Raw genomic sequence first — 12,498 nt, 5'->3', positions numbered from 1 at the left:
CGAGCGGCGCTCAGCGCAAGCTCCACGGATTGTCGGAGAACGCACCACGGACGCCCTCCCTGCGCTCGATGTCGAACTCGCGCCTGGTGTCCACGGTGTACGAGATGACGACGAGACCTTCGGAGCGGAGCGCTGCAACACTCGCCGCGTTCATGTCCTTGGAGACCCCGACGTAACGCACGGCGCTGGCTGCGATGTCGGCCGGGGACACCCGGATGGTCCGGCCCATCAGGTACATCGGGATCAGACCAGCGGCTTGGAACTGCTTGACCTCGGTCCAGCTGAAGGACTGCGCCATGACGCTGGTCTGCAGCCCACGGCCTTGGATCTGCCTGATGAAATCGTCCACCGAGCCACCTTTGTGCTCAAGCACTATGGGAGCTCTGCCGCCATACCGAACAAGGAAGTCGTCAAGGGTCAAGGGTCGGTCGGACGCGTATCTTCCGGCCGGCCCCGGCTTCAGGTACGCGGCTCGCCATTGGTCAACAGTCAGCTCGTCGATCGGCCCGGACACCCCGCTCATCGTCCGATCGACGGTGTCATCGTGCAGGAGCACCCAGGTCCCGTCCTGGAGTTGACGGGCGTCCGCCTCGAGGGCGAAGCCGGAGGCGAGTGAGTGGTCGTAGCCGCGCCTGCCCTCCTCGGGGTAGAGCGCGGCGCCGCCCCGGTGGGCGATGAGCCACGGATCCGGTGTGCGCGTGAATGGCGCATACCCCGTGACGGGTGCCACGCGGGCGGCCCCGTTGGGCTCGGTTCCGTTCAGAAGGTGCCCGGTAAGGACGCCTAGCCCGGCCACGACTGCGGCCACAGCGAGGAGGAGAGCGCGCTTGGTCATGTCATCGATCCTCCAGCAAGGCCTGGACGGCAATCAATCGACCCCGCGGACGGCCGCTGTGGCGCACGCCGATCACCCGTGCAAGCTTCCGAACGGATACGCCGTCCCCCATAGCCCGGACGATGCGAAAGGGGTGGTCGAGGGGCCGGTAGGGTGGGGCCGTGAGCGACGCCCCCATCACGTATGCCTCGGCCGGAGTCGACGTCGAGGCAGGTGACAAGGCGGTCGAGCTGATGAAGGCGTCGGTGCGGCGCGCGACCCGGCCCGAGGTGGTCGGAGGACTGGGCGGCTTCGCCGGGATGTTCGACGCGAGCGTCATCGCGCGGATGACCCGCCCGATCCTCGCCACGAGCACCGACGGCGTCGGCACCAAGGTCGCCATCGCCCAGGCCCTCGACGTGCACGACACGATCGGCTTCGACCTCGTCGGCATGGTCGTCGACGACATCGTCGTCTGCGGTGCCGAGCCGCTCTTCATGACCGACTACATCGCGACCGGCAAAGTCGTGCCCGAGCGCATCGCCGCCATCGTCGGCGGCATCGCCCGCGCCTGCGAGGAGGCCGGCGTCGCCCTCGTCGGTGGCGAGACCGCCGAGCACCCCGGCCTGCTCGAGCCCGACGAGTACGACGTCGCCGGCGCCGCCACGGGCGTCGTCGAGTATGCCGCCGTGCTGGGTCCGCAGCGCGTCGCCGACGGTGACGTCGTGGTGGCCCTCGCGAGCAGCGGCCTGCACAGCAACGGCTACAGCCTGGTGCGCCGGGTCGTCGAGAGCGCCGGCTGGGCCCTCGACCGCCACGTCGACGACTTCGGCCGCACCCTCGGCGAGGAGCTGCTCGAGCCGACCCGCATCTACACCAAGCCGCTGCTCGAGATCATCGGCGACGCCGGCGTCGACGTGCACGCCCTGAGCCACGTCACCGGCGGCGGGCTCGCGGCCAACCTCGCCCGAGTGCTGCCCCACGGCACGTTCGCGCGGGTCGACCGCACCACGTGGACCCCGCCGGCCGTCTTCCGCACCGTCCAGGGGCTCGGTCGCGTGCCGCAGGCCGACATCGAGCGCACCCTCAACCAGGGCATCGGCTTCGTCGCGGTGCTGCCCGAGGCGCACGCCGACCGCGCGATCGAGCTGAGCGAGGCGCGCGGCATACGGGCGTGGCGTCTCGGCGAGGTGGCGACCGAGGAGCGTGCGCAGGCCGACGGGCTCGTCGCCTCGGACGCGGAGGTCGTGCGCGGAGCGAAGGGCGTCGACGGCGGCGCTGTGCAGGTGGTCGGGCAGCACCCGACGGCCTGACGTCGCGGGCGAGGCCTGCCGGCCGCAGCCATCGCCTCCCCCTCGCCTTCACCCATCGCCTCACTGGGCAGCGCTGCGCGACAACGTCGCTCGCGCCTCACCACGTTCGGCGGATGGTGGCCGGACCAGCCGGATGGCATGACCGAACCCGCCCACCGCAACGGTGGGCGGGCTCGGCCGTGTCAGGGCAGCACCGACCGCACGCCGGGTGCGAAACACCCGACGCACGAGGTGCAGACGGAAGAGGAGGGCGAGCTCAGCGCTCGCCCGAGACCCACTTCCCGTATTCGTCGTACTCGTCGTCGTCGACGGACTGTGGCTGGTTGGAGACGTCGCGTTGCGACGGCCCGTGCAGCTCACGCTCCAGCGCGCTCAAGTCCGTGTCAGGTGTGTAGTACTTGAGCTGCCGTGCGACCTTGGTCTGCTTGGCTTTGGCTCGGCCGCGCCCCATGGCGTGACCCCCTCGTGCGTCGTGCCGGGACGGCATCGCCCCTCGGAGAGCCGGATGGCTCCTCGATGTCTGCGTAGCGGTCCCGGGAATGTGTGTGTTCTCGTGGGGCTAACGCTACATGAGAGAGGCAAATCCTGCGCCCGCCGGACCCCCTCCGCGGCGTCGCGTCGCGAGGCGCTTCGGACGGTGTCCTCCGGGCTCACAACCCCCATTACACCGCCAGGTGCGAAACGGGGACGATTTGACTCTTTTCTGTGATTAACCGCCATTGGGCGAGTCCAGACTTTACTCTTGCTTTACCGAGCCCCGCTTGGGGCGATGCGTGTCGCTGCACCTAGCGACAGGGTGGTGGGGATATGACAATGACGACTCAGGATCGACACGAGACCGAGAAGCTGCTGACACCTGCCGAGGTTGCGGCACTCTTCAGAGTGGACCCCAAGACGGTCACTCGCTGGGCCAAGGCAGGCAAGCTGACTTCGATCCGGACCCTTGGTGGGCACCGGAGGTACCGCGAGTCGGAGGTACGCGACCTTCTGGGTGGCGGGCACTGACCGGCACTGACCGGCACTGACCGGCACCGACTCAGACGCTGGTTGGGGGCATCCAGCGCCACAAGCAGGGGAGGGACACCACGGTGTCCCTCCCCTGACTCGTTCGACCTCATATCGTGGCGGGCATGACGACTCGTCCGGACCTGTCCGCCGTCACGCTCGGGGTCCGTGACGTCGAGGCATCACGCGCCTTCTACGTCGACGGCCTCGGCTTCCGTCAGGTGCTGCACCTGCCGGGTGAGATCTGCTTCGTCCAGGCCGCGCCGAGGCTGCTGCTCGCGCTGTGGGACGTGTCGCAGCTGCCGAGCGAGTACGGCGACGTCGCCCACGGCACGGCGGCGCCGCCGATGTCGCTCGGTCACAACGTCGAGCGGGCCGAGCAGGTGCAGGAGCTGCATGCCGCCGCCCTGGCTGCCGGGGCGACGTCCGTCACGGCCCCCGCCGTACGCGAGTGGGGTGGGTCGAGCGCCTGCGTAGCCGACCCCGACGGGTTCCGGTGGGACTTCGTGCACAACCCAAACTTCCGCGTGGACGCCGACGGGACGGTGCACCTCGGCGAGGCCTGAGCCCTGCTCGCCGCCTGGGGCGGGTCAGGTGGCGCGGTCGAGCACGCTCCGCCACGGATGCCCGGGGGCGTGCGTGCGGACGAAGGTCGCGAGGTAGGCGGTCTGCTCGGGGGAGAGCAGCGGCAGCGCTGCGGCCAGGTCGTCGTCGTCCTTGGGTCGCCCGGTCGCGACCTTGTGGCTGAGGACGAGCTCGGGGTTGAGGTAGCGCACGCCGTCGCGCTCCCAGGTCACCGCCTCGAGCGGTGCGCTGAACGACGGGTCGCGCTTCGACTGCCACCTTCCCTCGACGTCGCGGTTGAGCAGGAACTCGCAGATCCACGGCGCGAGCGCGTGCTCCCGCACCCAGACCTGCCCGGAGCTGTCGGGCATGGCGCGGCCCGGGGCGAGGTGGAGCAGGCCCTCGCCGCCGGCCGCCCAGAGGTGGAACCGGGGCTCGAGGAACTCGCGCACGGCCGGCAGGTCGCGCCGGAAGACGGACAGGTCGAGGTCCTCGTGCGGACGGGCGACGCCGGTGAAGGCCTCGATGGCCCAGCCGCCGGCCACCCACCACGGCACGTCCAGGCCGGCCAGCACGTCCTTGGCCTCGTCCGGCGACAGGGGCCGGAGCGGCCCGTAGATGCGCTCGAACTCCGAGTGGGGGAGCCACGTCTGCTCGTCCTGCCGCGCCGTCGCCTCGCCCATGGCGCCACGGTAGCGATGTCGTGGCCTGCGCGTGGGCCCGCGTCAGTGGCCGAGGGCGCGCAGCTGGAGACGCAGCGCGAGCCGCGTCTCCGGGTCGTGCAGGTCGAGGTCGACCACGTCCGACAGGCGCTGCAGGCGGTACCGCAGGGTGTTCGGGTGCACGTGCAGCCGGGCCGCGGCCTCGCGCGGGTCGCCGGGGTGGTCGAGCCACGCGGCCACGGTCTCGAGGTATGCCGTCTGGTGCGCCTCGTCGTGGTCGCGGATCGTGCCGACGGGGCCGAGCAGCTCCTCGGTCCAGATGCCGCCGAGGGCGCGGGCGTTCGTCACCGCGGCCCAGGCCTCCTCGACCGTTGTCGACGGGCCGGTGACGCGCCCGATGTCGCGCAGCCGCTGCACCTCGGTCGCCTCGCGGCGCGAGCGGTCCAGCTCGACGGCCCGAGAGACCCGACCACCCGCGCTCGCGGTGGCGCCCGGCGTGACGCGGGCGACCTCCTCGACGACGCCGAGCAGCCACTCCCACGTGCCGGCGGAGGTGTCGCCGGGCTCGTCCCGCACGAGTGCCAGCGCCACCCCGTCGAAGATCGCGAGCAGGGGCTGGCGCCACGACCGGCGCCGCGCCACCGACTCCCACACGTCGAGCTCACGCTCGGCGTCGCGGGGCGCGGCCGCGTCACGGGCCCTGCCGCTTCGGGACTCGCGGGCAGTCGCGTGCAGGCGCGTCGTCGTGCCCACGTCGCCGTCGTGGTGCGCCCCGGACAGCACCACGACGCGCCACGGCGGGGCGGGGAGCCAGCTCTCCGCCTCGAGGGTGTCGCCGCTCAGCAGGGCGCGGAGCCGGTCGGCGGAGACGCGGCGGGCGAGATCGGCCTGTGACCGCATGCGGAGCAGGTGGAGCGCCACGACCGAGGCGGTCTGCGCCAGTGAGCCCATGACCTGCTCGTCCGGCTCGTCGTCGACGACCGCCCAGATCGAGCCGAGCCACTCGGTGCCGGCGCGAACCGGCACGACGACGCGGGCCCGTAGGCCGCGCCCGGCCGGCACGAAGAACGGTTCGTCGGAGCGCGCCAGCCGGCGGAAGACGCCGCGACCACGCAGGTTGGCGATGACCTCGTCGGGCACGCGGCGACCGACGATCGTCGAGACGCGGGCGGGGTCGGCCACGTCCTGGGTGGAGGAGTAGGCGAGGACCCGCGACTGGGTGTCCTCGATGGTGATGGGGGCATCGACGAGGGCCGCGCACGCGTCGGCCAGGGCGAACAGCTCGTCGAGCACCGGCCCCTCGGCCCGGACGGCCGGGCCGCTCGCGGCACGGTCGAGCACGCCGCGAAGCAGCCACACGACGTGCGCCCAGGAGGCGTGGTCGGCCAGCTGCACGAGGCTGACGCCGTGGCGCCGCGCGGCCGCGCGGACCTGTGTGTGGCGGGCGGCAGACCGGCGGAGCACCACGGCGCCGGTGTCGGCCGACGCGGCGCCCTCGAGCAGTGCGGACGCCTCGGCCGGGCGCTCGACCCCGACCCCGAGCAGGAGGTCGCCCGCCTGGCCGAAGACCCCCGACGCCGGCTCGGCGAGCGTCACGTCGTCGACGGCAGGCCCTCCGGCGTCGACGACGACGGTCAGCAGACCGCCGCCGAGCGCGCCCACCAGCTGCGCGATGGGAAGGCCGACGGGCGTCGTGGACGACGTGCGCGTGGTGCCGGCGCGGGAGCGTCGCTGGGCAGGCGGCATACCCCATTGTGGCCCACCGAGTTGTGTCACGCGCACAAGGACCGCGATGAACTCTGTGTGTGCAGCACCAAGGGGTCGGTCCTGGGGGACGCCACCATGGTCGCAAGGCACCCACACACCCCCAGGAGTCGATCCGCATGCCTGCCGTGAACACCGCTGGTACCCCGGTCCCCGAGCGCGTTGCCGTCGTCGGAGCGGGCATGGTCGGTCTCGCGACCGCCTGGTTCCTCCAGGAGCGTGGCGTCGAGGTGACCGTCATCGACCGTGACGGCGTCGCCGCCGGCGCGTCGTGGGGCAACGCGGGCTGGCTGACTCCGGGCATCGCCACGCCGCTGCCCGAGCCGGCCGTGCTCAAGTACGGCCTGCGCGCCGTGCTCAGCCCGAGCTCGCCCGTCTACGTGCCGCCGAGCGCCCGCCCCGACTTCCTCCGCTTCGTCACCGGCTTCACCCGCCACAGCACCATGACGGCGTGGAAGAAGGCCATGGGCGCCCTCGTGCCGGTCAACGACCTGTCCCTGCAGAGCTTCGACCTGCTCAAGGCAGGTGGCGTCGACGCCGACACCTACGAGGCCAAGTCGTTCACGGCGGCCTACCGCAACGCCGAGGAGCGCCAGACGCTGCTCGAGGAGATCGAGCACATCCACGCCTCCGGCGGCGACATCACCTTCGACGTCCTCTCCGGTGACGACGCCCGCGCCATCGAGCCCGCCCTGTCCGACGAGATCGGTGCCGCGATCGTGCTGCACGGCCAGCGCTTCATCAACCCGGGCGCCTACGTCGCCGCGCTCGCGGACTCCGTCACCGCCCGTGGCGGCAAGATCGTCACCGGCAGCGCCGTCTCGCGCATCACCGACACCCCCACCGGCGTGCTCGTCACCAACGACTTCGGGCAGGCCGAACACTACGACGCCGTCGTCGTCGCGACGGGCGCCTGGCTCGGCAAGCTGGCACGGGAGTTCGGCGTCAAGCGCGTCGTGCAGGCCGGCCGTGGCTACTCCTTCTCGGTCGAGGTCGAGGACCTGCCGAACGGCCCGGTCTACTTCCCGGCCGCCCGCGTCGCCTGCACGCCTGTCGGTGACCGCCTCCGGGTCGCCGGCATGATGGAGTTCCGCCAGCCCGAGGCCGCCCTCGACCGCCGACGCATCAAGGCCATCGTCGAGTCGGCGCGCCCGCTGCTCAAGGGCGCCGACCTCGACCACCGCCAGGACGAGTGGGTCGGCTCGCGCCCCTGCACCATCGACGGCCTCCCGCTCATCGGCGCCTCGCGCAACCCGAAGGTCTTCGTCGCCGGCGGCCACGGCATGTGGGGCATCACCCTCGGCCCCGTCACCGGTCGCCTGCTCGCCGAGCAGATCGTCACCGGCACCGCCCCCGCGCAGCTGAGCCCGTTCGACCCGCTGCGCTGAGCTCGTACCGCTGCAGAAGGGCCCGTCCGACGGCTGTCGGGCGGGCCCCTTCCTGCATGACCGGCTGCCACCGGACCCCTCAGTGCGGTGGCAGCCGTCGACCGGTCTTCGGTGCCGCCACGATCCCGGATGGGGTCGGGCGCCAACGGTGCGCCAACGTCTGCCGGAACGGCATTCAGTCGTCGCGCGAGGACTCGTCGTTGCCCGATGTGTGCTCCGTGCTCTCCTCGGAACCGTCACCGGCAGGGGGCTCCTCGTCGGTCTCGGGGTGCTGCTCCTCGTCCACCGTGGGGGTGGGCCCCGGGCCGCTGGTCTCGGGTTCGAGGCCGCGCTCCGACTCGGTGAGGTCGGTCTCGGCGCGCACGAGTGCCTCCTCGACCGCGCCACTCTCCTCGGACAGACCCTGCTGCCCCTTCCGGGCCCGCGCGAGCTCGGCCCTGGCCCGGACGAGCAGCTCCCGGGCGCGGTCGCGGGCGGTCGGCGTCAGGAGCGCGCCCGCGGGAGCCAGGATGTCCTCCGCCTCACCGATGAGGGTGCGCGCGCGGACGAGCGACTGCGACGTGACGTCGACCGTGCTGACGGGGGAGACGGGACCCGGGGTGGACCGCGGGGCGATCGTGCCGAGCCCGACGGCGAGGACGGCGGCCGCCGCAGCCGCCACGGCCCAGCCGAGCGACGAGCGCTCGCCCCGCTGCGGGTCGGCGCCGGCGGACGCGCGTACGCCGGAGGTCGATCGAGCGAGATCGGCGGACGGCGCCAGCCCGGGGGTGGCCGCGTCGGCGGCCACGGCGATGTCGGCCAGGAGGCGTGCGGCGCGGTCGGTGCCGCCGACCGCTGGTTCCTCACGGCGGGCCAGCGACTCGACGAGCGCGTCGTCGGAGCGAATGGCTCGCGAGGTGCGGCGGCGGGGTGTCATGCGCCGGTCACCCCCATGGTGCGACGCAGGGCGCGCAGGGCCCGGTGCTGGGCCACTCGCACGGCGCCCGAGGTCATGCCGAGGAGCGCCGCGACCTCGTCGGCAGACAGCTGGTCGACGACGCGCAGCAGCAGGATCTCGCGTTGCCGCTCAGGCAGGGTCGACAGCGGCTCGAGCAGCCGACGCAGTCCGTCACTGCTCACGGCACGCTCCTCCGGCGTCGGATCGTCCGACTCCGCGTCCGGCACGACCCTCAGGACCTCGTGCGACCTCGCCAGCGTGCGTCGGGCCATCGCCACCTTGTTGGCCGCGATGCCGAAGACGAAGCTGCTGAAGGGAACGCCCCTGTCCTCGTAGCGGGGCAGGGCGGCCGCCAGCGCCAGGCACGACTCCTGCGTCACGTCGTCCGCCACCTCCTCCCGAACCAGCCGGGTCACGCAGTACCTGCGGATACGCGGGCGAAACTCCTTCAGCAGCAACTCGATCGCCTCGGCGTCGCCCGCCCGGGCCCGGCCAACGACATCGCGAAGCCGCGCTTCGTCCATCACGGGTGAATCGCCGTGGGAGTCCCCCGCGTTACCGGTGTAGCGGTGCCTCGGTGCGGGGCAATCAACTGCCGTAGGTGCGGCAGGCCGGCATCCATCGGAAGGGGCCCTCCCCGTGAGTCTCAAGCCAGTGAATCGTAGCGCTGCATTCGTTCTGGGCGCAGCGGTTGCGGCAGGTGCCGCCGGCATCGGCGTCGCAGTGGCGTCGCCGGGCCAGCCGTCCTCACCGCCGTCGGTGGTGGGCGCCTCGGACACGTCGAGCGGCCCCGGAGGACCCAGGGCCGAGACGGCCGAGGCAGGCGAGCCATCCCCCTCGGAGACTGCGTCTTCGGGCTCGCCCACCACCACCGACGGGCCCGACGAGCCGGGTGAGGTCGAGGACCAGCAGGACCAGCCGGGCACGCAGGACGCGGACGACCAGGCCGAGGTCGCGGGTCAGCCCGAGCACCAGGAGGCGGCCGACAAGCCGGACGCCGAGGACAAGCCGGACACCGAGGACAAGGCGGACGCCGAGCACAAGGCGGAGGCCGAGGACAAGGCGGACGCCGAGGACCTGCCGGGGCAGCAGGACCCCCAGGACGCCGACGACCGGGGTGAGTCGGGCTCCGACGGCTGAAGTTGCTCCTCAGCGGTGCCGGCGGCCGGTGGCAGACCCGTGCCGGTACACCCAAAGGGCCCTCCCCGCCGGGTGGGGTCTGCGGGGGCCGGCAGTCGGTCAGGCGGGGGTCAGGACGACCAGGGTGTACGCGCCCACCGAGACGGTGCCGCGCGCCGGTTGGTCGTCGAGAGGCTCGTCCACCGCATCGACGTCATGTGTCTCGTGGCCTGCGAAGAGTGCGCTGTAGGTGGCCGCGTCGGAGTTGAAGCGCACCGCCCATGGCCCGGCGGACGGCATACCCGTCGTGATGTCGCGGGGCTCGGCGCTCGCGTTGACCACGACGACGGCAACGTCGTCGCCCGACCGGCGCTCCCAGGCGACCGTCTTGGCCTCGTCGTCGAGGTGGAGCACCTCGAAGCCGTCGCCGCGCAGGCCGCGTGAGACGCCGTCGACGTCGCGACGCAGGTGGATGAGGTCGCGCCCGAGCCGGACGATGTCGCGGAACTGCTCGGCGCGTTCCCAGTCGAGCGGCACGTCGTCGCGGAACCACTCGTCCTCGAGGAACTCCTGGCCCTGGAAGAGCATCGGGATGCCGGGCGACGTCAGTGCGATGGCCAGCCCGAGCGTCGCCCGTTTCTGGGCGGCCCAGCCGCTGGGGTCGTCGCCGTCGATCTCGTGGGGCACGCGCAGCTTGCCGTTGGCGACCTCGTCGTGGCTCTCGGTGTAGACGATCCGCCGGAAGGGCTCGTCGGTGCCGCGCACCGCGTCGACGAGCTCGGTCATCGACCGGTCGGCATCGTCGACGGCCGTGAGCATGCGCCGCACGGGGTGCACGAAGCCGGCATCCCACTGTGCGTGGAAGCCGGCGCCGCCGTCGTCGACGGACGTGATGGCCGGATCGCCCTGGAGGTCCTCGGCGATGAGGATCTTGTCGGGGTGCCGCTCGTGGATGGTGCTCGTGATGGATCGCAGGACGTCCCAGCCCTCCGGGAGGTCACCGGTGCCGACGCCGTCGATCGTGCGGACGTAGAGCGTCGCGTCGAAGCGCAGCCCGTCGAGGTGGAACTCCTCGAGCCACATGAGGGCGTTGTCGTGGAGGAAGGCGCGGACCTCCTCGCGGCCGTAGTCGGGCCGCGTGTCGCCCCACGGCGTGGCCGAGCGCTCGTCGTTGTAGAAGTAGATCCCGCCCTTGCCGTCCTCGCTCCAGCCGTCGAACTGCCACAGGGCGAGGTCGCTCGGGCCGTAGTGGTTGACGACCACGTCGAGGATGACGGCGATCCCGTGGCTGTGGGCCTCCTTGACGAACGACTTGAGCGCGTCGGCGCCGCCGTAGCCGCTCTCGACGGCGAACGGGTTCGACGGGTTGTAGCCCCACGAGTAGTCGCCGGCGAACTCCGCGACGGGCATGAGCTCGACCGCGTTGACGCCGAGCTGGTGCAGGTACTCGAGCTTGCCCGACAGCCCGGTCAGGTCGCCGGCGTCGCCCTCGCTCGCGACGTAGGAGCCGATGTGGGTCTCGTAGATGACGAGCTCGTCGTGCGGCGGGCAGCCGAACGTGTCGCCGCCCCAGTCGAAGGCGTCGCGGTCGTAGACGACGGCGTTGCCCGACGAGTTCGTGACGACCCGGGCGCGGGGATCGATGCGCATGAGGCGCTGCTCGCCGTTGGTGATGACGAACTGGTACTCGTCGCCGGGGCGCACGCCGTCGACGTCGGCATACCAGTGCCCGTTCTCCTCGGGGACCATCGCGTGCCCGTCGCCGGACCAGTCGGTGAAGCTGCCGGTGACCGCGACGGCGTCGGCGTGCGGTGCCCACACACGGAAGGCGGTGCCCGTCTCGTGCGGCATGGACCCGAGTCCGGGGCGGTGGGCGTCGTGCTCGGACATGCGGGCTCCAGTCGGCTCGTTGCGGTGTCCCGAGCGTAGACGGGGCTGCTGGGACCGATCAGGGACATACCCGACCGAGCCCGCTCAGCGGACGAGCAGGTATGCCGGGTGCTCGGGGACGCTGCCCGTCTCGAGCAGGTGCCGGGCGAGCAGCAGGGCGCCGTCGAGCGCGCCGCCGAGCGCCGGGGAGCGGGTGGCTCCCGCGCGGGTGAGGGCCTCGTCCAGGGCGCTCGCGACCGACGTCGCCGACAGCAGGCCACCCGTCGCCGTCAGCACCGGCTGGGCGAGGCCCTCGGCGGCGCGGAGCAGGGCTTGGGCGAGCGCGGATCCCGTTCTGGCGCAGAGGTCCCGGGCGACAGGGTCGTCGACGGCGGCGGCCGTGACGATCGGGGCCACGGCTGCGAGACGCTCCGGGGCGTCGCGTGTAGTCATGACCTGACGCGGCCAGGCCTCTGGCTGACCCAGCAGCGCCGTCGCCGCATCGAGGAGGGCGGTCGACCCGTCGGGCAGGCCGTCGTGGGCCCGGAGGGCGGCGCGCAGCCCCTCCATGCCGAGCACGGCGGCCGAGCCCGCGTCGCCGAGGACGTGGCCCCAGCCGTCGACCCGCCGCCACTGGCCGGTGAAGTCGGTGCCGAAGGCGACCGCCCCGGTACCGGCGGCGACGACGGCCCCGGGGCCGATGCGGCCGGTCGCGCCCACGAGGTTGGCGACGGCGTCGCTGACCACGACGGTGCGGCGCGCGCCCAGCCCGGCAGCGACAGTGCGCAGCACCTCGTCACGGTCGGCGAGGAAGAGCAGCCCGCGCATCGACCACACGACGACCTCGGGGGTCTCGGGCTGCCTTGCGCCGGTGGCCTTCTCTTCGGCCTCGAGCAGGGCGCGAGCATCGGCGACGAGGGACGACAGGTCGATCCCGCCCGCCCCGACCCGGGCGCCGGCGGCGGTGCGCACGGGGCCCCGCTCGGCGGCATACGTGGTCAGGCGAAGGCCGGAGCCGCCGACGTCGACGGCGACCACCGTGCGCTCGCTCACGCGAGCGAGC

13 protein-coding genes are annotated in these 12,498 nt (G+C 72.5%); 5 read left to right on the top strand and 8 right to left on the bottom strand.

Translation table 11 applies throughout. From position 1 onward, the window contains the following. Window positions 1–10: 10 nt before the first annotated feature. Window positions 11–835 (bottom strand): glycerophosphodiester phosphodiesterase, encoded by an 825-nt coding sequence (locus ACXR8F_RS19205; protein ID WP_458802943.1) that lies wholly within the window; start codon window positions 833–835, stop codon window positions 11–13. A 161-nt stretch (window positions 836–996) separates the two neighbouring features. Here ACXR8F_RS19205 and purM point away from each other — a divergent pair, with 161 nt between their 5' ends. Then, window positions 997–2,127, top strand: a complete 1,131-nt coding sequence (gene purM, locus ACXR8F_RS19200; protein ID WP_458802942.1) for a phosphoribosylformylglycinamidine cyclo-ligase — start codon at window positions 997–999, stop codon at window positions 2,125–2,127. 256 nt (window positions 2,128–2,383) lie between these two features. On the opposite strand, the gene ACXR8F_RS19195 is transcribed toward purM, so the two are convergent. Next, window positions 2,384–2,578 carry a DUF3073 domain-containing protein gene (locus tag ACXR8F_RS19195; RefSeq protein ID WP_442277260.1) on the bottom strand — a complete coding sequence of 65 codons (195 nt, stop codon included), beginning with the start codon at window positions 2,576–2,578 and terminating at the stop codon, window positions 2,384–2,386. 362 nt (window positions 2,579–2,940) lie between these two features. Between ACXR8F_RS19195 and ACXR8F_RS19190 the strand changes: the two genes are divergently transcribed. Continuing rightward, window positions 2,941–3,132: a BldC family transcriptional regulator gene (locus ACXR8F_RS19190; RefSeq protein ID WP_045191048.1), complete on the top strand. Its 192-nt coding sequence runs from the start codon at window positions 2,941–2,943 to the stop codon at window positions 3,130–3,132. Window positions 3,133–3,257: 125 nt separating this feature from the next. Beyond that, entirely contained in the window at window positions 3,258–3,698 is a 441-nt protein-coding gene (locus ACXR8F_RS19185; protein ID WP_458802940.1) for a VOC family protein, read from the top strand. Between the two features lie 24 nt (window positions 3,699–3,722). On the opposite strand, the gene ACXR8F_RS19180 is transcribed toward ACXR8F_RS19185, so the two are convergent. Together ACXR8F_RS19180 and ACXR8F_RS19175 are read right to left on the bottom strand one after the other, a co-directional pair. Next, a complete protein-coding gene (locus ACXR8F_RS19180; protein ID WP_458802938.1) occupies window positions 3,723–4,379 on the bottom strand; it encodes a nucleotidyltransferase domain-containing protein in 657 nt (218 codons plus the stop codon). A gap of 42 nt (window positions 4,380–4,421) precedes the next feature. After that, window positions 4,422–6,104 carry a helix-turn-helix domain-containing protein gene (locus ACXR8F_RS19175; protein WP_052677298.1) on the bottom strand — a complete coding sequence of 561 codons (1,683 nt, stop codon included), beginning with the start codon at window positions 6,102–6,104 and terminating at the stop codon, window positions 4,422–4,424. A 137-nt stretch (window positions 6,105–6,241) separates the two neighbouring features. Between ACXR8F_RS19175 and ACXR8F_RS19170 the strand changes: the two genes are divergently transcribed. Continuing rightward, complete coding sequence (locus ACXR8F_RS19170) at window positions 6,242–7,510, top strand: NAD(P)/FAD-dependent oxidoreductase (RefSeq protein WP_458802935.1); 1,269 nt, start codon at window positions 6,242–6,244, stop codon at window positions 7,508–7,510. Between the two features lie 175 nt (window positions 7,511–7,685). Here ACXR8F_RS19170 and ACXR8F_RS19165 read toward each other — a convergent pair whose 3' ends face one another. Next, on the bottom strand, window positions 7,686–8,426 hold the full coding sequence (locus ACXR8F_RS19165) for a hypothetical protein (protein WP_458802933.1): 741 nt from the start codon (window positions 8,424–8,426) through the stop codon (window positions 7,686–7,688). Beyond that, window positions 8,423–8,971 (bottom strand): sigma-70 family RNA polymerase sigma factor, encoded by a 549-nt coding sequence (locus ACXR8F_RS19160; RefSeq protein ID WP_458802977.1) that lies wholly within the window; start codon window positions 8,969–8,971, stop codon window positions 8,423–8,425. Before ACXR8F_RS19160 ends, ACXR8F_RS19165 begins: the two co-directional genes overlap by 4 nt. A 130-nt stretch (window positions 8,972–9,101) precedes the next feature. Here ACXR8F_RS19160 and ACXR8F_RS19155 point away from each other — a divergent pair, with 130 nt between their 5' ends. Further along, entirely contained in the window at window positions 9,102–9,587 is a 486-nt protein-coding gene (locus ACXR8F_RS19155) for a hypothetical protein (protein ID WP_458802931.1), read from the top strand. Window positions 9,588–9,686: 99 nt separating this feature from the next. On the opposite strand, the gene ACXR8F_RS19150 is transcribed toward ACXR8F_RS19155, so the two are convergent. Together ACXR8F_RS19150 and ACXR8F_RS19145 are read right to left on the bottom strand one after the other, a co-directional pair. Beyond that, entirely contained in the window at window positions 9,687–11,456 is a 1,770-nt protein-coding gene (locus ACXR8F_RS19150; RefSeq protein ID WP_458802929.1) for an alpha-amylase family glycosyl hydrolase, read from the bottom strand. A gap of 84 nt (window positions 11,457–11,540) precedes the next feature. Then, window positions 11,541–12,488, bottom strand: a complete 948-nt coding sequence (locus tag ACXR8F_RS19145; protein WP_458802927.1) for an N-acetylglucosamine kinase — start codon at window positions 12,486–12,488, stop codon at window positions 11,541–11,543. Window positions 12,489–12,498 lie beyond the last annotated feature (10 nt).

This window comes from Terrabacter sp. AAH1 (assembly GCF_054456855.1).
The sequence above is the reverse complement of the archived record's forward strand: the minus strand, read 5'-3'. Positions and strand labels throughout refer to the sequence as shown.

Coding starts and splice junctions, on each gene's coding strand:
- ACXR8F_RS19175 (WP_052677298.1), bottom strand. CDS start 6,104: ATGCCGCCTGCCCAGCGACGCTCCCGCGCCGGCACCACGCGCACGTCG.
- ACXR8F_RS19150 (WP_458802929.1), bottom strand. CDS start 11,456: ATGTCCGAGCACGACGCCCACCGCCCCGGACTCGGGTCCATGCCGCAC.
- ACXR8F_RS19170 (WP_458802935.1), top strand. CDS start 6,242: ATGCCTGCCGTGAACACCGCTGGTACCCCGGTCCCCGAGCGCGTTGCC.
- ACXR8F_RS19165 (WP_458802933.1), bottom strand. CDS start 8,426: ATGACACCCCGCCGCCGCACCTCGCGAGCCATTCGCTCCGACGACGCG.
- ACXR8F_RS19185 (WP_458802940.1), top strand. CDS start 3,258: ATGACGACTCGTCCGGACCTGTCCGCCGTCACGCTCGGGGTCCGTGAC.
- ACXR8F_RS19195 (WP_442277260.1), bottom strand. CDS start 2,578: ATGGGGCGCGGCCGAGCCAAAGCCAAGCAGACCAAGGTCGCACGGCAG.
- ACXR8F_RS19190 (WP_045191048.1), top strand. CDS start 2,941: ATGACGACTCAGGATCGACACGAGACCGAGAAGCTGCTGACACCTGCC.
- ACXR8F_RS19180 (WP_458802938.1), bottom strand. CDS start 4,379: ATGGGCGAGGCGACGGCGCGGCAGGACGAGCAGACGTGGCTCCCCCAC.
- ACXR8F_RS19205 (WP_458802943.1), bottom strand. CDS start 835: ATGACCAAGCGCGCTCTCCTCCTCGCTGTGGCCGCAGTCGTGGCCGGG.
- ACXR8F_RS19160 (WP_458802977.1), bottom strand. CDS start 8,971: ATGGACGAAGCGCGGCTTCGCGATGTCGTTGGCCGGGCCCGGGCGGGC.